Here is a 19,422-nt window from a genome sequence, read left to right as displayed (position 1 = left end):
TTAATTGAACCGCCGTATACTGAACGGTACGTACGGTGGCGTGAGAGGTCGGGGGCTAGTCACCCCTCCTACTCGATCAAAAAAGTATAACTCCCCTGTTGCAAGGAACAATAAATAAAAACAACGGAGGGAGCAGAAAAAAATGATACCAATCGATTCGGCAATGGAAGGCATGCGCTTTAATTTGCATAAACTCGAACAATTGCTGAAACCACGCGGCTATACAATCGGCGGAAACTGGGATTATGATAAAGGTTTTTTTGACTATAAAATGGATGATGAAGGCGGCTATCAATTTTTGCGTATTCCATTTACCGCTGTAGAAGGGCAGCTTGACAGAAGGGGTGCCATTGTTGAATTGGGGAAGCCCTTTGTCTTAAATCATGTGTATCAGCGAGGATTGGACGACCATGTGGATGTTGGCAATGTAACGGCATCTTTCAACCAATTCCAGGAGCCGGAAGATCCGGATGGTTCGGTAAAGGATAAATACGTATCAACGGCGCGGAATATGGTGAAAAGACTGGAAGCCTTATTAATAAATTAAAGCGGACCATAAGGTCCGCCTTCATTTATTCCCCATTTACTGGAAGTAAGACTCCACCTTAAACCAATCGGAAACCGGAAATCAACTAAAAATCAGTGGGGGATGAAAGCCCCCCACTCTATCAGATCTTATTCTGATTCGGGTGTTATGTTTCCTGAAACTGTATTTCCTGAAGCTTGGGCCGCGGTTACTTGTGTAGCTGTAGCTGTAGTTCCCAACGGGAAGCGAAGTGTCCGGGGCGTTTCATTCTCGCAACGGTGGTGATTAACATCGCACAAAGATGATAAATCTTTATGGTTTAATTTACCCAACATGGGCCTTGTTACCGTAATTGTTGTCCGTAAAACTACTTTGAATAATGCGGATGCTACTCCCACCACGCCTCCTACAACCGCCAATGGAACTGGCTGGATAATAATGCCTTCAACTTCCAACGGAGCCTCTGTTAAAATGTCTTCGGGGCAAGCGCCAGGGCATGGGGTATGTTGCTGGAAGGGCAAGCTTACAGTGATCGGTGTTGGAATTCCGGCTACAGTGATCGTTGCCGGCACGTAACCAGTGTTTACTACTTCATCTCTTAAAATAGCACTGTTTTGAACGATGCCAGCAAGATCCGGCGTCAAATTAATCAGCGGGATTGGTTCCCCGGGTGTTAGTACGATCCCTAAGGCAGACAATGGAATAGTTGCTTCGGCTACTTTTTGTACCTGTCTTGAACAAACGACCTTATTGACAAGGATATCATGTTGCATGTCTTGTTCTGGGTATTGGCGCATATTTCTGCATCTGCATCTATCCATAGATCCGCATCTATCGCAAGGTTCGTAGCGGTGCTCAAACTCTTCATCTTTGCACCATAGTTCATCAAACCTCATATATATCCTCCCTTTCTTAATTCATGATTTTTTGTAAACAACAATGAAATAATTTTACTGAATTCTATTCATTGTTGTTTACGGTATATTGTATTGAAAGTACTAGAAAAATGGTTGGACAATAACCTTTATTTTTAAAAAAGGCACTTGTCCCATTGCCTTGTTTTTACGGTTTATTATACCGGATACTAAAGATATCACGGCAATCCACGGTTATACTATCCCTGTTTTCAGGCTCTTGGAACGAAACTTTACACCCTTTTGTATTGATTGATTTATAGTATAAGAATACATTTTTTTCTTTAGAAGTGGAGATTTCAACAGGTGTATTTTCAGGAAGATTTTGCAGCAGTTCGCATGCACAGCCGTGACAATCATGATGCCGTTCTTTTTCCGATGAAGAAGATTCATCTGCGTTTAATTCTTCATAATTGTGAGATGTATGACCATGTACCTGACAGTAAAAATCTTCCGTGATCTCGCTTAAAAAACATAGGTCACATGTATGGTTGCTTCTTAACGAGTCAGTAAAGCAACTGCACGAATCACCATGGTTTTTTGTTGTTGCTTCGTGTAACACTATGGTATTCCCTCCCAAACTTATTATTAGATGTCTAGTATGTAATTTATGAATGAGAGCAGGGGGATGATTGGCCAAACTAACCAGTATAAACGAACATTTCTTGTATCGGAGATTAAACTATAGGGAATTATTAAATGATAGAACTCCATACTGAAGGAGAAAACGCCCAAACGGCGATGTAAACCGTAAAAGCGGAGGAGCAAGGTTTTGTGACCTTGCTTTTTCCATTAACTGGCAGTAAAACTCCCGCCTCAAACTTATAGTAAAACCTGGGAGATCTACTGCCAGTTAAGGCATGATTTGTTCAACTAACAGTCAGGAGCGGATGAAAGAAAACCCCATACTGAATAGGTTTCGCCGATCTCATTACGATTGTCCGGGAGCTGATAAATGAATGGGAGGGGGAATGAGCCAGCCTTTTTCTTTGTTTAACCTTAAGATTTTCGCGCCAAGCTGGGCCTTATTCATGTGTATTTGGCCGAACAACATTGCGATATCCTCTCTGGTACACATTCCCATCGCCTGACTGCAAGCAATGAGGCTAGCGGCAATATCAACTGAAAGCTTGGCCCCGATTTCTTGGTCGTAAAACTTGGCACCTGCCGGAATGTCTTCCAAATCAGCCAAAGGCCGTTCAGGAGGCGCCGGTGGAAGATAGACACCATTCACCTTTAATATTTCTTCCAAATTCTTGCTGTCGTTTCTTGATAACTCAATGGCTTCTTCTAAAATTCTTTTCAAATCTTTGTCGCCTGCATGGTTGAGGAGTGTTTGATACTCGGCTATGACACCTTTGCAGCCCGTTAAGGCCGACCAGATCGCAAACACCTCACCGTAATGCATTGGTTGGTTTTTTGGATTACCGCTTAAAATTCCCATTTAATTCCTCCTGTTGACGATTGTTAAATGTTATACAGGTGTTAGTTTTTGTTAAAAGGGAAAAGTTATACCAATTAAAGATCGGAAATCCAACATTTGATTACTGTGGAAAGTTAAATATGGACAAGTCTATGTTATAATGAATAAGCATAAAAATATTGGAACAGACGTTCCGAGGAAAGAAGGAAAGTAAATGGAGTTGGCTGCAACAATTTTTGGCATTACGATTTCCTCAGCAGCGATGATCGCGTTGCTTAAAATTATTGCGATAGATATTGTTTTATCCGGGGATAATGCAGTGGTGATCGCGATGGCTACAAGAAAGTTGCCAAAGGAACAACGAAACAAAGCCATCGTCTTGGGAACGGCGGGTGCTGTTGCGCTTAGAATTTTATTTGCCATTTTGATTGTTTGGCTGTTAAAAATACCATTCGTTAACTTAATTGGCGGGTTGCTGCTTTTGTGGATTGCTTTTAAGGTACTGGTTGGCGGAGAAGATACGGCCAACGTTTCCGCTTCCAACAGTTTGAAGAAAGCAATAGGAACGATCATACTGGCTGATGCAGTCATGAGCCTGGATAATGTAGTGGCCGTTGCCGGGGCAGCCAATGGACACATTTTTATGCTGGGCTTGGGAGTGGCCATCAGCATTCCCATTATGATTTATGGTTCCGTTTTTATCGTGAAGGCGATGGAAAAATATGCATGGATAGCCTATGCCGGCTCCGGCATTCTTGCCTGGACAGCCGGTGAAATGATTCTTCGGGAAGACCATGTGCACGATATTCTTAACATTACGAACGAGGCGATGGGGTACTTCATTACAGCCGGGTTGACGATTTTCATTGTACTGGCCGGATATATATCAAATAAAAAGGCGGCAGCAAAAAGAAAAGCAAGACATTTTGTATAATGCAAAAAAATCCTGCTTAAAAATATTCCCTTGCGAACGCCCATCATCGTATAGAAAACAGGGTTCTTATTATTTAGATGGTTGGGCGTCCTCCAAAAAAAGGGATGTCCTTTTTTTTAAGAAGTAAGGATTGCCCATAAATATCATTCGACAACTTTTTTACTTGAATGAGTGAAACGCTGAACTTTCCTCTTTCTCATTTTTTAACACTATTTTTCACTTGGATTTAACAAAAAAAGCACTCTAATTGAGATGTTTGTCTGCAATAGAGTGTGGCCAAGAAGGTTGAACTATTGGGATTTACAGGTTCTAACTGCGAGAGCGGGAAACCGGCTCCAACCTATTTTCAAGCATTTTTTTATTAAACAAGATTCTTTCATCATTTGGCCGGTATTCTCGCGCTTTTTCATTATGTTCATAAGACTTTTCAAAGTCTTTTATATGATAATAACACACACACAGTTGCAGATGTGGATACCAAGTGGAATAGGCGGGGTAGGTAAAGCTCCATTTGTCAGGATCATCTTTTAGTTCTGTAGATAGTTCATACCAAAATATGGCTGGCTTATACTCCCTCTTTTGTTGAAAATGATAACCGATCCGGCAGGCTGCCTCTGGACGAGGAGTCTTGGAGAAATGTAAAGACAATAATAAAGATGATAACTCCTTTTCTGTATCTCCTAAAAAACGATGGCAATCTGCCCTGAAGATACAGGCATATATTTTGTCTTCTACCCATCCTTCTTCCATTTCAATGGCCTTGGTGTAACTCTTGATCGCTTCCAAATAAAGACCGTTCTCCCGCAGTTCGTTCCCATAATAAAAGTAATCCCGTGCAGTAAACGAATCGCCATTTTTAATCTTCCTTTTATAAATGGAAAGATTCCTGCCAACAGCATGTCTATTTTTCAAATGAGTGATCGATATATCGGAATTAACGATATGACCGGATACTTCAATGTAATTGTGAACATCTCCTTGCCATTGAAAATGCCTGCTCCGTTTTAGTAGCCGATTTCTTCGATATCGTAATGTGACATTCCCATATTCATCTACACCGGCATTGTAATACATTGAAACAGAATCGACTTCAGGATCCAAGGTTTCCTTCAATAATTTAAACTTTTGCCGATCTTCTTCCTGGAGCACATCGTCTGCATCAAGATAAAATATATAATCCTTCGTTGCATGTTTAAAAGATTCATTCCGCGCATCTTTAAATTTTCCTGTCCATTCAAAGAAAAATACACGGTCTGTATACTTTTTGGCGATTTCTACAGTTCGATCAGTTGACCCTGTATCCACAATATTCATTTCATCTACTAGATCCTTAACGGAATCAAGGCATCTTTCAAGCACATCTTCCTCATTTTTGACGATCATACATAGACTAATGGTAACCACGCTTTTCCCTCCTGAAATTTTTTAAAAAAGAAGATACTCAAAGGAGTATCTTCTTTTTATGACTTGGGGAGAAGAAAGATGTTCCGAAGATATTTGCGAATCCAAAGAAATGTCCGTTATATGGAATGTTAGCAACCCCCAATTGATTTTAACGTTCCTAGCCCCCGGCAGGCCCGGTAGGTCCGGCAGGTCCAGTAGCCCCAGCAGGTCCCGTAGGCCCGGCAGGTCCCGTAGGCCCGGCAGGTCCTGTAGGTCCAGCGGGTCCTGTAGCCCCAGCAGGCCCGGTAGGTCCAGCAGGTCCAGTAGCCCCAGCAGGTCCAGTAGGTCCAGCAGGTCCAGTAGGTCCAGCAGGTCCAGTAGCCCCAGCAGGTCCCGTAGGTCCGGCAGGCCCGGTAGGTCCAGCAGGTCCCGTAGGTCCGGCAGGTCCAGTAGCCCCAGCAGGTCCCGTAGGTCCAGCAGGTCCCGTAGGTCCGGCAGGTCCCGTAGGTCCGGCAGGTCCCGTAGGTCCGGCAGGTCCCGTAGGTCCAGCAGGTCCTGTAGCCCCAGCAGGTCCAGTAGGTCCAGCAGGCCCCGTAGGTCCAGCAGGTCCAGTAGGTCCAGCAGGTCCAGTAGGTCCAGCAGGTCCAGTAGCCCCAGCAGGCCCCGTAGGTCCGGCAGGTCCAGTAGGTCCGGCAGGTCCAGGTACACCATCAGAGCCGTCAAACTCCAATAAAACTACGTCATCGATCAATATTCTATAAACAGCCCCAAAAACGGCTGGTTTAACAATTTCAACTCTTGCCTTTGATGCAGCAGCCGGTGCCGGTTCAGTAACATGATAAATTTCCTTCCAAACTTCAAATAAAGAAAATGGAAATACTTGGCCAAACGGAACGTTTATATCTAATCCTGTTCCGACTTCTACGTTATTGTCATTTAAATACACAACCCGCAGTAAAATTTGGTTAAACCCTTGTGAGGCCAATGAAACTTTTAATAAATAACTTTGATTGGGATTAATTGGTACAGTTTGAGAGAGGGAGGATGCTAAGAAACCCCTATTAAAAACAGCTGCATATTGGCCTGTATGAGTATGAGTGGTAGTAATTGAAGTATTGACGGGTGACCAACTTTCCAAAGTTCCGGTTTCAAACCCTCCATTTTGGATCAAATTGTTTACCGACAATGAATACCCTCCTTTTTTGTAGAAAGTAGTTCAATGATTTTCTCTTTTGAATTGAACTCTCAATATACTATGAATTGAAATAACGCTTGTTCAGGCGGAGTATCTATTATCAACACACATTTTTCGAATAAAAAAACTGTCGATAACTAAGTTATCAACAGATTCCAATGGGGTGTTATAATAGTACACTTATTTCTTTCAGCATTTGTTTTGCACGTTCGTCATGTGTGTGGTGTTGATGGACAAAATGATAGCCGTTTTCCGTAATTCGGATTCTTTCTTGATCGTTGGCCAGGTAAAAATCGGCTTTTTCCATAAAATCATCAGTCGTACAGGCTGCATAGTTTTCCTTGTCTATAAAACCCAAATCGATAATATCATCGTTTGGCTCTGCGAGAAGTAATGTTCTACAGGCTGGCGCCTCAAAGAATTTAAGGACTGCAACCCTGCCCGTTTTATGGCGGCCGCCGCAAGTAAAGAATATTTTGGCGCGATTGAGTTCCTTTGCATATTCCTCATTTACGATTAATAGATCGGATTGTTTAGCCAGATGACCTGGATGGGGATGATAGACAAAACCCGGGTGATTTTTCATATGGGAAAAAACAGCATCCCTAAATGCATAGCTTCCTTTTGGGGGCATTACTTCGGGCAGCTTATGATGGCCATGCGCATGTTTATCAATGTATACCAGTCCCATTAATAACGAATCAATATCTTTCTTTTGCCCATAATCTTTCATGATATTTGGATTGATGGACCAAGGCAGCCAGCGGAATTTATCTTTGAATTGAGGAAATGTTTTAAGGAATGGGTATTTAGTAGCTGAAAAAATGAGATCGATGTTGCTGTCTATAAAATATTGAATTCTTTCATTAGGTTTCCAGTGAAGATCTATGACAAAGCAGCCCGTCGGAATATCAATTTCCGCCAACCCTTCCACCTTGGGCGCCATAATAAAATTCCAGGCAATATCATAATGAAAAATAAAATCAGGTTCGATATTCAATGTTTTTAATATGTCCTTAATATGCCCATGTTGTTGCCAATAATAGACATCCGCATACTTTTCTAACGCTTCAAATATCCCTTTTTTTACTCTGTGTTTAGGATATATCCAAAAAGGTTTAACGAGCACTAAAATTTTTCGTTTCTTCTCCATGGACCCACCACCTTTTATTTCCATCGATTAACCATTATATATATGAAAAAGGCTTATTTCCGTTTGGACGCCATTGAAAGCTGTTTTACACAATAGGGAGAACACTGAAAAAGGAGCCGTTCCCTTTTCAGCCATCATAGCCTCCAAATCAATATGCTGTCTTGGAGGGTATTTTTAGGGACAACTCCTTTTAAATCCATTAAGATTCCTTTATTTTTCTTGAAAAGGACATTTAAATCAGCCGCTCTAAATTCTTTATGGGGCACTGTCAAAATAACGACATCCGCTTTTTTAAGTTGGTTAAATGGTTTCAAGGGGATATTTATTTCTTTCAGTTGATCGGAGGAAATATTAGGATCGCATATTTGAAGCGGTAAACCAAGGTTTTGCAGTTTCTTTACCATTTCCAGTGACTTGGAGTTCCTTATATCAGAAATATTTTCTTTAAAAGTGATACCGAGAATTGTAATGAGTGCCTCTTGCACATTTATTTTGTGCGATATCATTAACTGCATTAAAGACTGTATAATATATTCGGGCATGTAATCATTTGTTTTCCTGGCTTCGGAAAGAAAACTCGGGTAAAATCCTTCCAATTTTGACTTGTGGATTAAGTAGTGCGTATCTACTCCGATACAATGTCCTCCAACTAATCCTGGTGATAACGGAATAAAGTTCCATTTTGTTTTAGAGGCAGCAAGTACTTCATGCGTGTCTATGTTTAGTCGATTAAATATTAAAGACAGTTCATTCATAAGGGCAATATTAATATCGCGTTGTGTGTTTTCCACAATTTTGGAAGCTTCGGCAACTTTGATGGAGGGAGCTTTATAAATGTCGGCATCGATTACCCCATTGTAAAGTTCGGATATTTTTTCCAATGCGTATTTATTTTGGCCGGAAACAACCTTGGGGATTGTTTTGAAAGTATGTTTTTTATCTCCAGGATTAATTCTTTCGGGTGAGTAACCGACAAAGAAATCGGCTCCGGACTTTAAGTTTGAGTATTCTTCCAATATTGGAATGCACACATCTTCCGTCGTTCCTGGGTATACAGTAGACTCGTAAACGACAATTGTCTGCGGGGCAAGATTTCTTCCGATCATGGCAGAAGCTGCTTCAAGATAGGATAAATCCGGTTCCTTCGTTGCGGTAATCGGTGTTGGAACCGCCACAATAATGAAGCGGCACTCTTTCAACTTTTCCTCTTCACAGACAAATTCAATGCCTGCTTTTCTTAAATCTTCGCTCGATATTTGCCCTCCTGGATCTACGTCATTGTTTAACAGGTCTATTTTCTTTTGGTCAATATCAAATCCTACTACATTGTATTTTTCCGAGAATCCGACCGCTACGGGAAGCCCGACGTAACCAAGGCCCACTACACCGATTTTTTCTTTATATCGGGTGTCGCCCGTTTTAACCACAACATATGGGGTTTTGGGCGGCACTTTTATATAATGTTCAATGATTTTTTCGATCGCTGTTGCAACATCCTTTATATGTCTGCTGTTGGACCCATTTTTCATCATTTCCAGGTGATGTGGATTGAGCTGAATTTCCACGATCGACGGACATATGCTTTTCAACTTGTTCAGGATATTGCTGAGTGGTGTTTTTGCTGTGTTAATGAGAAAAAGCGGTTTGGGAGAGAGCTTTGTTTGAACCAAACGATCAACGGCGCTTTCGGCTTTTGAACCGGTTGGTAAAATCATCACAGCATTTTTGTCCAGTATCGTCTCTTTCCCTATATCAATCATTTGCTCATTTTTTTTCGATAAAAAATCATATAAACGTTCCTCCCACATATTTCCCTGGCCAATGAGTATGATTGTATGGTCTCTCTCTCTCATATTGATGTTCCTTTCAAAGAAATTATTAACTATATATGCAAGAAGGAAGCGAGATGCCAAGCTTTAACGGAAAAAGGGCATTACCACAAAACCAGCGCCCCACCACGATGAGCGTTTGGCACATTTTAATTGATCGTGGTAAAAGCCGTGCTGTTTTAAATAAGCATAGAGTAAATTAACTAGAAGTGAGCGGGAATGAAAATCTGAGAAAGAGGGAGATGCCATGATCCCCATTACTGATCCAAAAGGCCAGTTCATCCGTATCCGAGATGAAATTATGAAGAAGATCAAAGAGGTTTTATCCAGCGGCAAGTATATTTTAGGGCCGCATGTCAACGAACTGGAACTTGAAATTGCCAGGCGGCTGGGTGTTTCAGATGCCATTACGGTTGCGAACGGAACAGATGCACTCGTATTAACCCTTCAAGCTTATGAAATAGGTGAGGGGGATGAAGTCATCACAACGCCATTTTCATTTTTTGCAACAGCAGAAGCCATTACAAGGGTAGGAGCAACGCCCGTTTTTGCAGATGTTGATGAGACATTTAATATCGATCCTGGACAAATAATTGAAAAAATGACATCCGCAACGAAGGCGATTCTGCCTGTCCATTTATTTGGACAGCCTGCTGCAATGGATGAAATCAACTCCATTGCCAAAGAACATCATTTGATTGTTATTGAAGATGCCTGTCAGGCATTTGGGGCGAAGTATCAGGGAAAAGAAGTGGGAAGTCTGGGAAATGCAGCCTGTTTTTCTTTTTTTCCAACAAAAAATTTCTCTACCATGGGTGACGGCGGAGTTATTGCGACCTCCGATACAAAAATAGCGGAAAGAATAAAGTCCTTAAGGGCGCATGGCAGTACACAGAAATATTATCATCATGAAATCGGATATAATAGCCGCCTTGATGAAGTGCATGCAGCCATTCTATTGGTTTGTCTCCAATATGTTGACAGCTGGAATGAAAAGAGAAGAACGTTAGCCGCCAGGTATCTAAAAGAACTGCAACATGTGCCATTCTTACAATTGCCTCCGGCATCGGAACATACTACACATGTTTATCACTTATTCTGTGTACAATCTCAATGTAGAAAAGAAATAACCGAATATCTCCAACAATACGGAATTCAAACGGGCATCTATTACCCGTGCTGTATTCATCTGCAAGAGGCCTATAAAGATCTTGGATATAAAAGAGGGGATTTCCCTATTGCGGAATTGCTGTCGGAAAGGTTATTTGCCCTACCGCTGTTTCCGACGATGTCATTTGCAGAGCAGGATCAAGTCATTTCTGCATTGAAAAGTTTTGAGGTGAACGGCGGATGATTCGCACCGGACTGATCGGCTGTGGTTATATTTCGCATAAACATGTGAAAACATTATCCCGATTCAGCGACATTTCCCTCGCAGCCGTATGTGATGTTGACCAAGAAAAAATGAAAGAAGCAGCTGCTCTGTATCAAAAAGAAGATGGGGCTGATTCCGAGATCACTTTTTATGAGAATTATCAAGATCTGCTAAAGGATCCCCGTATCGATATCGTCATTATTACGGTCATTTCCAGTTTGCATGCCAAGATCACGAAAGAGGCGATAAAGCATGGGAAACATGTCATTGTTGAAAAGCCGCTTGCTTTGTCGATGAGAGAGGCCAATGATGTCATTCAGTTGGCTGATGATTGTAAGAAAGACATTTTTGTATGTCATCAGCTGCGTTACCGCCCACTACTCAAGAGAATCAAGGAATTAATGGAGAAAGGCTTTTTGGGAGAGCCCTACATGGGGGTTGTTTCGTTAAGGCTTCATCGTTCTTTGGACTATTATGCTTCATCAAACTGGAAGGGGACTTGGGAAAAAGATGGCGGCATGCTTGTGAATCAAGGGATCCATCTAATTGATTTACTGCTTTGGCTATTCGGTGACATTCAGTCCGTTTATGGAGAAATTGCTTCTAGGGTCTCGGAAAAGGAAACCGAAGATGTTGCCTGCGGGATCATTTCGTTTAAAAATAAGGCAAAGGGATTGATTGAAGCAAACACGATTACGAAGCCAAAAAATCAAGGCTATTATTTATCGATTTTTGCTGAAAAAGGCTCGATTTGTATCGGAGGACCAGGGTTTAATGAAGTCCAGCATTGTTATATTGAACATCTTCCCGATATGGAAGATGAGTTGCGGAAACTAAGTGTTCAATTGGATGAACATTACCTGATGTACCAAAGTTTTTTGGAAACAATCATAAAAAAAGCGCCAAATGCCCTGTCAGCAAAAGAGGGAAAAAAAGCATTGGAAGCGATTTTTGCTTTATATGAATCAAGTAAAAGGAAGCAGTCTGTCTCCGTTCCTGTGGACCATTTTTGTACAGCTGATATGAAAAGCGGGAGGATTTGACATGATTGATGAAACGGCAAAGCTGGGGAAAAATGTAAAAATTGGTGAGTATGTAATCATTGAAAAAAATGCAGTCATTGGTGATCACGTTACGATCGGCCATCATGTTGTCATTAAGGAAAACACCCGTATAGGTAATCATGTAACCATAAATGATCACGCTGTGCTTGGCCAATATCCGGTATCTAACAAAAAAATGGCGAGGAAGCCGTCCATTCATTTATCTCCGTTAGTGATAGGCGATGAGGTGAAAATTGGCAGTCAATGCGTTTTATTCCGTGGAACCAACATCATGGATGGCGTCTTGATTGGTGATTTGGCGGCTATCAGGGAAAATGTTACAGTCGGGATAAACAGCATTGTTGGCCGGAATGTCATGGTTGAAAATCATACCCGAATTGGTCAATATGTCACAATCCAGACGAGCTCTTATGTGACGGCACATATGGTAATTGAAGATCATGTTTTTATAGGACCGTGCCTTTCCTCGTCAAATGATAAACATATGGAGATGGGGAAAGGTGAATTACAAGGTCCCATTCTCCGAATGGGCTCGAAAATAGGGAATCATGCCACCCTATTGCCAGGAGTCATTATTGGGGAAAAAGCAGTGGTTGGTGCCGGTGCGGTTGTCACGAAAAATGTAAAGGCCAACGAAGTGGTCGTTGGGAACCCGGCCAGACCGATCAACAGGTAATCCAGCAACTTTTAATTCAATATGCTCTTGGTCCGGGCAAGCACTGCGAGTATTAAAAGATCTTCTTATGAAGCGCGGCCTTGCTCGAAAAATGAACAAAAGCATTAAGCAGGCTTTCCAAACCGATGGATAGCCTGCTTGTTTGGATAAACCCCGCTTTGGGATTGATCCGCTTCCATGCATTAAGCAGAAAGTTTAAGCTTAATGTTTTTGGGATTGACTTTTTAATTCTTCAATTGACTGTTGTACAAGCGTTACGGCCTGGCTCATCGCCGCTCCGCCGCCAAATGCAGCGGATACCCCGACCACTTCTAAAATCTCATCCTCTGTACACCCCTGGTCAAGGCATCCTTTCGTATGGTACATGATGCAATATTCATCCTGGGCGTATATGCTGATTCCGAGCGCAATCATTTGCTTTTCTTTTTGCGGGACCTTCCCTTCTGAAAAACAGGCCTCCGTAAATTTATTATACGATTCCGCTATCTTTGGCATCTTTTTTGTAAAGACACCAAGTCCTTCTTTATATTCTTGAATAGCCGCTTCTGTAAACGTATGGTTATCCAATCAACCCATCTCCTTTCGAAAGTAGTATTTCTATTTTTAATCGATTCATTCAATAAAAAAACGAAAACCCTTTACGAGATGGAGGTCTGATTTTTTGTCGATTCGCTGCTATTCCTAGCCTTGCTATATAAAAGACTGGAAGAGATGATGATGTGAAATTTTGAAATTCACTGCTAAAAAAAAGGGAATTTTTCTTTTTTGTTTAATATAAATAATATCAATAAAATTGAGGGAAAAGTCTTAAAAAATGGTCACTGTGTTTGGGTTAAGTCTTTTATCGTCACCAGTTTTTGCAGAAAGTAGTCAAGAAGAAGAACAAATATTTATTTATGAGTATAATGGAATTGAATTCAGCGGCAACGTGAACTGACTCAAGAGCAATTAAGTAATATGTATGCAGAGGTGATGGGGAGCCCTACAGAATCATCTGAAATAGGTGTAATGGGGGGCTCAACGGTTATAGTGGTAAAGCCAACTTACAGAACTTATAAGAACAAAGGGGCAAAGGCTGCTGCTGAATTGTTATCAGCTTATATTATTTCAAAAGCTCCAAAGCCAGTTAAAACGAGTGTATTTGGCGGTTGGGTATTAACCAAGTTATCTGCCTACTTATTCAGGTGCTTGGGTAACAAGTTCTTGGAGTAGAGCCGAAAATAAACGTCTATATTTTAATACTTTAGTTCACTATAAAAAAAGTAACTATACGCAACCAAAATCGGTTCAATATTGGGAATCTACCTCTTGGCGGACGAAATAAACGTTAAAAAATAGCCAATGGCATTAAAGCGTAAAGAGAAGGAGAAAGGTATAAATGGGTCTATTGCAGGAAGACACACAAGAAAAACTTAATAAACTTAATAAACCATTTGAAACATTTTTATCTTTTGTTGCGTTCACCCTAACCATTAGGATCCTTCCTTTATTTGAAAGTTTTACGAGTAATATTGCACTTCAAATAATTGTTGGTTTATCTTTTGTGGGGATCATCATTAAGTTGTTCATAGATAATCGTAAACTTCCTTATATACTTAGAAAAATTTGTGAACGCTTGAATGTTAGTCTGACTTTTTTGTATATTGCGTATATAATCTTATATTTTGTAGTAGCCTTGGTCATTATGTAGAGGTGAAAATCATATGATGGATACGAGAGTAACACAGAAAGAAAGATCAACGCTAATAGAATACTCGAATAACTTTGGAAAATAAAACAGTTCCTAGAACCATGTAAAAGGTATATAGAGCACTTATTAAATTTTAAACTAAGCAATTTTTTTAAAACGCCTTATGACGTTTTTAAATGGCATTTCAGTTTGAAAACCATTTTAATTTTTATATGCTGCACATTCATTTTCCTCAAAACAGGTTTAAGATAAAAATAAACCTAATTTTCATGTAAGTAAGAGCGCTCGCTATAGTTTTGATATAGTCTTTTTAAACATCATTTGAATCACAAAATAAGCAGAAAAAATTGTTCCGTTATTTAAGTCGATATGTATGATACTCGTTTGACAAATGATAACATATATGTTATATTTTCAATAACGTGTATGTTATCGCATCATGTTGTATAAAATAATACATGGGAGTGGAACCGCGATGATTGACATTCATTTTTATGCCGATAGTCGCGGGCGTCAACCGGTTTTGGAGTGGATTCAAGAAATTGAAAAAAGCGACCCCGTAACCTTTCGCAAGACGTTTCAGCTTTTAACTATGTTACGGGAAAACGGAAGGTTTATCCTTTCGGGACAATCTCGAAGAAAAGATATAAAAAAGTTAAGCGGAACAGACATTTGGCAATTAAGGATTAACGACAACAGGGTATTATTCTTCTATTTTTCCGGTAACGCCATTGTCCTAACCAACCAATTTCAAAAAAAGCAAAAATCCACACCCAAAACCGAAATCGAACGAGCTGAAGCAAGAAGGAAGGAATGGCTCGAAAAACAATGACGTCCGCGGCCGCTTAGGCCCGTCGGTATAAAAAAACAATTATCGTGGAAACAAAAAACAATTTATCATTCGGTAACACGAGTTATTCAACAAAAGGAGGGAAGCAAATGAAAACCTTCAATGATCTCCGTGGTGAATTAGCGCAAAAAAATCCGGAATTATTTATTGCTATGGAGATCGTAGGAAAGATCATGGCGGCGCGGGATCGTCAGGGAATCAGTCAACGTAAACTATCCGAAATGTCCGGTGTTCCGCAAAAGACAATTTCAAGGATCGAAAATGGAATTGATGTACCAAAGATTTCTACACTAATAAAACTAACAACCGCATTAGGATTAGAATTCTCCGTAGTAGAAAAAGAAACGGCGGACGAACAATCCGCTACCCTTAATTATTAATCCTAGTCAGTAAATATCATTAGGCCGATCTGCTCAAAATGTTGAATAATAGGCAACACCCAAAGGATTAACTAAACACTCCAGGATAACTGGAGTGTTTTTATTTGCCTAAAAGACGCCGGAACCATGATTTTTGCTCGGTCTCCTTCTCTTGGGTCATGGCCACTTCCATCCTGGCCTGCTGGCTCTCCCGGATCGCCTGTAACAATTCCTGATCACGCCGCTCCAATGAATCTTTGATGTACGATTCCATCCATTAATAAACAACTTCAAGAACTGTTACCACCATCTCACCAGCCGGCTGGGGCTGGGATTCGGGATAGTTCTAGAACATTGTTTCATGGCCGACTAGAATAAACTATTTCCTGTTCCAAAACTTCCACCCTTTCTTTTTTTCTTGTGTAGCAGCAATTAAATTTTTTGTTTGTTGAAGCTCCCTTAATGACCTCATTAATGTTTCATCTCTTTTAGAAAGTTTTTCATCTATATATTTTTGTTGTTGTTTTATAAATTCATTTTGCTCACTAATTTTTCAATTAATAACTCATTAAATTTTCTTGATCACTTAATTTCTCATTTAACTTTTCCATATATTTTCTTAGTTCTAGCAACGTCTCTGGAACATTTAAACTCACTTGCTCATGATCGTCTGTATACTCAATGGTCATTGGAATGGAGCTATTGCAAGCTCTTCATCAACTTGTTCTGCTGTTTTCTTCGCCCCGATTCATAACCTGTCTTTTTATACTCGTCTGGCACTGATGCGTTTTTTTCAAGCCGGCTTTCTCGGTCCGATTTTAATGTTCATTTGTGGTCACCTAACTACTGACTACGCTATACAACATACATTGGTTTAAACTAACGCCTTCTTACTCCGCTACCAAAAACGATGGAAAAACTGGGCAGTTATTATAAATATATAAAATGAACTTTTGAATGCAACGTTAAAATCTGACAAAAAGCCATTGCGTCTGGTCATTGATCTCCCATCCTTTTTTGACTATTAGTATTAGTATTCTATACCCGAAAAGATCGGTAATGGGATTCCGTTCCTTTGACCGTTTTCAGTAAAATAGTGCAAGCGCGGGCAATGGAAGCCCGTTCCTTTGACCGTTTTCGGGAAAATGACACCAGCGCGGGCAATGGCATTGGCCTGCCGGGCCAATTCATAATGAATACCGATCGTCTAAAATGATTGCGTGTTAAACTCTGACATTCATTGTACATAAAAGAAAAATTCTCGGGGGATTTTTGATAAACGGGGTCTGATTTTGCGGCTGCTGCTTTTTGAACAATCCTTTAAATGTACATAGCTCTTAAAAGTCGATTTAAAAGAAAATGCTCGCTTTCATCAGACTGTCTGTCCAATCAATCTTTATTATCTTCCATAAAGTATTATCAAGTCGGCCGGCTTAATAAAATACAAGGAGAGATAGTTATGTGGTATGAAGATGATTTCGTTGCAGGCGCTGAAGAAGAAAGATATAGAAGACGCCGTGTTCTCGTTTGCGAATGCCGCGAAGTAAGAGGCGAACGAGAAAGCGAAGAGCGCCGTGAGCGTGAAATCGTTTGTTTCTGTAAAAGATGCAGACGCGGATATTAAGCTGAACAACAATAGCCTGGCCAAATGCGGCCAGGCCATTTATCATCCCTTATCTGGCCGTTGACAGAGAAAAAAGGTGCATAAAAAAAGAAACCCCTGAAAGGTTTCTGTATGATGGAGCATAGCGGGCTCGAACCGCTGACCTCTACACTGCCAGTGTAGCGCTCTCCCAACTGAGCTAATGCCCCTGAACTTTGAATACATTTTCCATTATAAAAGCTTTTTAAAAAAGTGCAAGCTTTATTTTCAACTAATTATTTCTATTTCTTGAACATCGTCTAAAAGGGAAATTGTATAATAAATATTTGTGATCGATCTTTTTGCGCTTACCCGCGTTTTTAATTCCAAAAGGTGAGCGGAAGCTTCCTTTAAATCTTTGATTCGCGTATGCGTGATTAAAATTTTTTCCTCCTGTAATTTGTGCATAACAGTCTCGACGCTTTCCCTTTTTTTCACGGTAATTTTGATCAGAAGCTCTCTTTTAAGCAAATTTTTCGGGCCGATTCTCGTCAGCATGAAAGGGATAAGCTCAACACTAATAATAAGGAGAATAACTCCGGCAACAGCTTCCAGGTAAAAACCGGCTCCAACAGCAATGCCTATTCCTGCTGCCCCCCATATCAAAGCAGCGGTTGTTAATCCGGAAATATGATCGTTGCCCCTTCTTAAAATAACACCTGCTCCAAGAAAGCCGATTCCCGAAACAATTTGTGCAGCCAAACGGAGCGGATCCATTTGTATACGAATTTCATCATTCCCGGGAAAAATATAGGCAGACTCAATGGAAACAATTGTCAACAAACAACTAATAATGGATATGACCAGGCTTGTTTTTAAACCGAGCGGTTTCTTTTTCAGCTCTCGTTCCAATCCGATAATTAATCCGAGAGCCGCAGACATACCCAATCTTGCCAATAGCTCCAAATCAAACAAATATTCCATTTGCTTCTCTCCCTGCCGCCTCTTGCTTCTTTATTGGAAAAATGGAAATAAAAAATGTAACATTAAATTCATTATATAATACTTCATTAAAAGTTAAGGAAAAGATAAATGTGGAAACACCAAAGTTGAATCCCTTTATTGTTGTTGTGATTGGCGTCCTGACGATTTCAAGTTCAGCCATATTCGTAAAGTTGTCATCCGCGGAGGCGGGAGTCATCGCTTTTTATCGCATGTTTTTTAGTGTCTGTATCATGCTTCCCGCATTTTTTCGGCGCAGTAAAACAGATTTGCAGATGATCGCACGGAATGATTGGATATATTCTCTCTTTGCCGGTATATTCCTTGCTTTTCACTTTATCCTTTGGTTCGAGTCGTTAAACTACACATCGGTTGCAAGCTCGACCGTTTTGGTGACATTACAGCCTTTGTTTGCTTTTGTCGGCACTTTTTTATTTTTTAAAGAAAAATATTCACTCAAAAGTATCGGCTGTGCGGTAGCGGCTATGGTTGGAGGTTTCGTGATTAGTTGGGGTGATTTTCGGTTGAGCGGTACTGCGCTGGTAGGCGATATGCTCGCGTTGGCTGCCTGTGCGTTAATAACGGCCTATCTGCTTGTCGGACAAACGCTTAGACAAAGGGTGTCACTGGTTACTTATACCTTTTTAGTTTATTCAATAAGCGCCATCGTATTATTTTTTTATGTAATCATTAGAAAAGAACATCTCTATCCATACGGGATTGAAGACTGGGGATATTTCCTTCTCTTGGCCATTTTGCCCAACTTGCTTGGCCACTCTTTATTCAACTGGGCTTTAAAATGGATCAGTACGACAGTCATCTCCATGGCGGTTTTATTTGAACCTGTCGGAGCAACGGTCCTTGCCTATATGATTTTGAATGAAAAAGTTTACTGGTCTCAGGTTGCGGGAGGTACGATCATGATCATAAGCGTGTTTTTATTCATTATCAATGCCAAGAGGGAAGGAACCCGGATTTAAATGAATAAATAAGTGAATCCGGAAAAAACAAAAGCCATGATCGACATGACGAGAAAAGTTCCTCCTTCAACTTTTTCATCTGCATCTGCATCACTTATGCGCAAGGCTTCAACATAACAATAACTAAACAGATAAATAGCCATCAAAAACGAAATAATGAGAGCGGCTTTTGTCAAAATGGGTTTCACCTTCCCAATATAATAGATATTTGTTATTATATTTATGTACAGATTGATAGAAAGATGTATGGAGAAATAAATTTCAAAAAACTGTTGCATCACAAAAATATCTATGTTATATTATAACTCGTCCGATAAACAAGTCGAAAACGAAAAAAGTTTTTTATAAAGTTATTGACTTTAAATCGAGAGTGTGTTATTCTATAAAAGTCGCCCAAAAGGGAGACGCCGAGTTTGCTCTTTGAAAACTGAACGAAACGAAACGTCAATAATCATTAATTTGTCAGCTTGAATATGAGCTAAGCAAA

At 40.3% G+C, this 19,422-nt stretch carries 22 protein-coding genes, 1 tRNA gene and 1 pseudogene; 10 read left to right on the top strand and 14 right to left on the bottom strand.

Translation table 11 applies throughout. The features are described from left to right. Positions 1-142 precede the first annotated feature (142 nt). Positions 143-547 (top strand): YugN-like family protein, encoded by a 405-nt coding sequence (locus AB1L08_RS17965; RefSeq protein ID WP_413066020.1) that lies wholly within the window; start codon positions 143-145, stop codon positions 545-547. Positions 548-675: 128 nt separating this feature from the next. Here the strand turns inward: AB1L08_RS17965 and AB1L08_RS17960 are convergent, their stop codons facing one another. The 3 genes from AB1L08_RS17960 to AB1L08_RS17950 form a co-directional block, all read right to left on the bottom strand. After that, positions 676-1,422, bottom strand: coding sequence for a hypothetical protein (locus tag AB1L08_RS17960; protein ID WP_413066019.1), 747 nt, complete (start codon positions 1,420-1,422; stop codon positions 676-678). A 166-nt stretch (positions 1,423-1,588) separates the two neighbouring features. Further along, a complete protein-coding gene (locus AB1L08_RS17955) occupies positions 1,589-2,002 on the bottom strand; it encodes a hypothetical protein (protein ID WP_413066018.1) in 414 nt (137 codons plus the stop codon). A 369-nt stretch (positions 2,003-2,371) separates the two neighbouring features. After that, positions 2,372-2,884 carry a DUF3231 family protein gene (locus AB1L08_RS17950; RefSeq protein ID WP_413066017.1) on the bottom strand — a complete coding sequence of 171 codons (513 nt, stop codon included), beginning with the start codon at positions 2,882-2,884 and terminating at the stop codon, positions 2,372-2,374. A gap of 193 nt (positions 2,885-3,077) precedes the next feature. On the opposite strand from AB1L08_RS17950, the gene AB1L08_RS17945 reads away from it, so the two are divergent. After that, positions 3,078-3,797 carry a TerC family protein gene (locus AB1L08_RS17945; RefSeq protein WP_413066016.1) on the top strand — a complete coding sequence of 240 codons (720 nt, stop codon included), beginning with the start codon at positions 3,078-3,080 and terminating at the stop codon, positions 3,795-3,797. 309 nt (positions 3,798-4,106) lie between these two features. Here the strand turns inward: AB1L08_RS17945 and AB1L08_RS17940 are convergent, their stop codons facing one another. The 5 genes and pseudogenes from AB1L08_RS17940 to AB1L08_RS17920 form a co-directional block, all read right to left on the bottom strand. Beyond that, the gene (locus tag AB1L08_RS17940) at positions 4,107-5,201 is read right to left on the bottom strand and encodes a glycosyltransferase (protein ID WP_413066015.1); all 1,095 of its coding nucleotides are present in this window, start codon (positions 5,199-5,201) and stop codon (positions 4,107-4,109) included. Between the two features lie 21 nt (positions 5,202-5,222). Next, a complete protein-coding gene (locus AB1L08_RS17935) occupies positions 5,223-5,903 on the bottom strand; it encodes a hypothetical protein (RefSeq protein WP_413066022.1) in 681 nt (226 codons plus the stop codon). Positions 5,904-5,964: 61 nt separating this feature from the next. Next, positions 5,965-6,318, bottom strand: a pseudogene (locus AB1L08_RS17930) (NTTRR-F1 domain); the annotation flags it as partial. 223 nt (positions 6,319-6,541) lie between these two features. After that, complete coding sequence (locus AB1L08_RS17925) at positions 6,542-7,528, bottom strand: glycosyltransferase (protein ID WP_413066014.1); 987 nt, start codon at positions 7,526-7,528, stop codon at positions 6,542-6,544. A 134-nt stretch (positions 7,529-7,662) separates the two neighbouring features. Further along, entirely contained in the window at positions 7,663-9,381 is a 1,719-nt protein-coding gene (locus AB1L08_RS17920; protein ID WP_413066013.1) for a nucleotide sugar dehydrogenase, read from the bottom strand. A 223-nt stretch (positions 9,382-9,604) separates the two neighbouring features. Here AB1L08_RS17920 and AB1L08_RS17915 point away from each other — a divergent pair, with 223 nt between their 5' ends. The 3 genes from AB1L08_RS17915 to AB1L08_RS17905 are packed head-to-tail and all read left to right on the top strand — an operon-like array spanning position 9,605 to position 12,472. After that, complete coding sequence (locus tag AB1L08_RS17915; RefSeq protein WP_413066012.1) at positions 9,605-10,711, top strand: DegT/DnrJ/EryC1/StrS family aminotransferase; 1,107 nt, start codon at positions 9,605-9,607, stop codon at positions 10,709-10,711. Continuing rightward, on the top strand, positions 10,708-11,775 hold the full coding sequence (locus AB1L08_RS17910) for a Gfo/Idh/MocA family protein (RefSeq protein ID WP_413066011.1): 1,068 nt from the start codon (positions 10,708-10,710) through the stop codon (positions 11,773-11,775). Before AB1L08_RS17915 ends, AB1L08_RS17910 begins: the two co-directional genes overlap by 4 nt. 1 nt (position 11,776) lies before the next feature. Next, entirely contained in the window at positions 11,777-12,472 is a 696-nt protein-coding gene (locus AB1L08_RS17905) for an acyltransferase (RefSeq protein ID WP_413066010.1), read from the top strand. 201 nt (positions 12,473-12,673) lie between these two features. Here the strand turns inward: AB1L08_RS17905 and AB1L08_RS17900 are convergent, their stop codons facing one another. After that, positions 12,674-13,039 (bottom strand): carboxymuconolactone decarboxylase family protein, encoded by a 366-nt coding sequence (locus AB1L08_RS17900; RefSeq protein WP_413066009.1) that lies wholly within the window; start codon positions 13,037-13,039, stop codon positions 12,674-12,676. A gap of 811 nt (positions 13,040-13,850) precedes the next feature. On the opposite strand from AB1L08_RS17900, the gene AB1L08_RS17895 reads away from it, so the two are divergent. From AB1L08_RS17895 to AB1L08_RS17885, 3 genes are all read left to right on the top strand, one after another. Beyond that, positions 13,851-14,162 (top strand): hypothetical protein, encoded by a 312-nt coding sequence (locus AB1L08_RS17895; RefSeq protein ID WP_413066008.1) that lies wholly within the window; start codon positions 13,851-13,853, stop codon positions 14,160-14,162. 475 nt (positions 14,163-14,637) lie between these two features. Further along, on the top strand, positions 14,638-14,994 hold the full coding sequence (locus AB1L08_RS17890; RefSeq protein WP_413066007.1) for a type II toxin-antitoxin system RelE/ParE family toxin: 357 nt from the start codon (positions 14,638-14,640) through the stop codon (positions 14,992-14,994). Positions 14,995-15,101: 107 nt separating this feature from the next. Continuing rightward, positions 15,102-15,392: a helix-turn-helix domain-containing protein gene (locus AB1L08_RS17885; RefSeq protein WP_413066006.1), complete on the top strand. Its 291-nt coding sequence runs from the start codon at positions 15,102-15,104 to the stop codon at positions 15,390-15,392. A gap of 100 nt (positions 15,393-15,492) precedes the next feature. On the opposite strand, the gene AB1L08_RS17880 is transcribed toward AB1L08_RS17885, so the two are convergent. Together AB1L08_RS17880 and AB1L08_RS17875 are read right to left on the bottom strand one after the other, a co-directional pair. After that, positions 15,493-15,645, bottom strand: coding sequence for a DUF3967 domain-containing protein (locus AB1L08_RS17880; RefSeq protein WP_413066005.1), 153 nt, complete (start codon positions 15,643-15,645; stop codon positions 15,493-15,495). A gap of 105 nt (positions 15,646-15,750) precedes the next feature. After that, the gene (locus AB1L08_RS17875) at positions 15,751-15,879 is read right to left on the bottom strand and encodes a DUF3967 domain-containing protein (RefSeq protein WP_413066021.1); all 129 of its coding nucleotides are present in this window, start codon (positions 15,877-15,879) and stop codon (positions 15,751-15,753) included. 951 nt (positions 15,880-16,830) lie between these two features. Between AB1L08_RS17875 and AB1L08_RS17870 the strand changes: the two genes are divergently transcribed. Then, complete coding sequence (locus AB1L08_RS17870; protein ID WP_413066004.1) at positions 16,831-16,995, top strand: hypothetical protein; 165 nt, start codon at positions 16,831-16,833, stop codon at positions 16,993-16,995. 115 nt (positions 16,996-17,110) lie between these two features. Here AB1L08_RS17870 and AB1L08_RS17865 read toward each other — a convergent pair. Both AB1L08_RS17865 and AB1L08_RS17860 read right to left on the bottom strand, forming a co-directional pair. Continuing rightward, positions 17,111-17,183 (bottom strand) — tRNA-Ala (locus AB1L08_RS17865). Positions 17,184-17,241: 58 nt separating this feature from the next. Then, positions 17,242-17,937: an MgtC/SapB family protein gene (locus AB1L08_RS17860; protein WP_413066003.1), complete on the bottom strand. Its 696-nt coding sequence runs from the start codon at positions 17,935-17,937 to the stop codon at positions 17,242-17,244. A 110-nt stretch (positions 17,938-18,047) separates the two neighbouring features. Between AB1L08_RS17860 and AB1L08_RS17855 the strand changes: the two genes are divergently transcribed. After that, positions 18,048-18,935: a DMT family transporter gene (locus AB1L08_RS17855; RefSeq protein ID WP_413066002.1), complete on the top strand. Its 888-nt coding sequence runs from the start codon at positions 18,048-18,050 to the stop codon at positions 18,933-18,935. Here AB1L08_RS17855 and AB1L08_RS17850 read toward each other — a convergent pair. Further along, positions 18,932-19,111, bottom strand: coding sequence for a hypothetical protein (locus tag AB1L08_RS17850; RefSeq protein WP_413066001.1), 180 nt, complete (start codon positions 19,109-19,111; stop codon positions 18,932-18,934). The genes AB1L08_RS17855 and AB1L08_RS17850 overlap by 4 nt on opposite strands. Between the last annotated feature and the right edge of the window lie 311 nt (positions 19,112-19,422).

Source organism: Siminovitchia jepli, assembly GCF_047228825.1.
Taxonomy (GTDB): domain Bacteria; phylum Bacillota; class Bacilli; order Bacillales; family Bacillaceae_C; genus Siminovitchia.
Note: the sequence above shows the minus strand (reverse complement) of the source record. Positions and strands in the feature narration are given on the sequence as shown.

Coding starts and splice junctions, on each gene's coding strand:
- AB1L08_RS17890 (WP_413066007.1), top strand. CDS start 14,638: ATGATTGACATTCATTTTTATGCCGATAGTCGCGGGCGTCAACCGGTT.
- AB1L08_RS17945 (WP_413066016.1), top strand. CDS start 3,078: ATGGAGTTGGCTGCAACAATTTTTGGCATTACGATTTCCTCAGCAGCG.
- AB1L08_RS17860 (WP_413066003.1), bottom strand. CDS start 17,937: ATGGAATATTTGTTTGATTTGGAGCTATTGGCAAGATTGGGTATGTCT.
- AB1L08_RS17895 (WP_413066008.1), top strand. CDS start 13,851: ATGGGTCTATTGCAGGAAGACACACAAGAAAAACTTAATAAACTTAAT.
- AB1L08_RS17920 (WP_413066013.1), bottom strand. CDS start 9,381: ATGAGAGAGAGAGACCATACAATCATACTCATTGGCCAGGGAAATATG.
- AB1L08_RS17885 (WP_413066006.1), top strand. CDS start 15,102: ATGAAAACCTTCAATGATCTCCGTGGTGAATTAGCGCAAAAAAATCCG.
- AB1L08_RS17965 (WP_413066020.1), top strand. CDS start 143: ATGATACCAATCGATTCGGCAATGGAAGGCATGCGCTTTAATTTGCAT.
- AB1L08_RS17870 (WP_413066004.1), top strand. CDS start 16,831: ATGTGGTATGAAGATGATTTCGTTGCAGGCGCTGAAGAAGAAAGATAT.
- AB1L08_RS17880 (WP_413066005.1), bottom strand. CDS start 15,645: ATGGAATCGTACATCAAAGATTCATTGGAGCGGCGTGATCAGGAATTG.
- AB1L08_RS17905 (WP_413066010.1), top strand. CDS start 11,777: ATGATTGATGAAACGGCAAAGCTGGGGAAAAATGTAAAAATTGGTGAG.
- AB1L08_RS17925 (WP_413066014.1), bottom strand. CDS start 7,528: ATGGAGAAGAAACGAAAAATTTTAGTGCTCGTTAAACCTTTTTGGATA.
- AB1L08_RS17915 (WP_413066012.1), top strand. CDS start 9,605: ATGATCCCCATTACTGATCCAAAAGGCCAGTTCATCCGTATCCGAGAT.
- AB1L08_RS17960 (WP_413066019.1), bottom strand. CDS start 1,422: ATGAGGTTTGATGAACTATGGTGCAAAGATGAAGAGTTTGAGCACCGC.
- AB1L08_RS17910 (WP_413066011.1), top strand. CDS start 10,708: ATGATTCGCACCGGACTGATCGGCTGTGGTTATATTTCGCATAAACAT.
- AB1L08_RS17950 (WP_413066017.1), bottom strand. CDS start 2,884: ATGGGAATTTTAAGCGGTAATCCAAAAAACCAACCAATGCATTACGGT.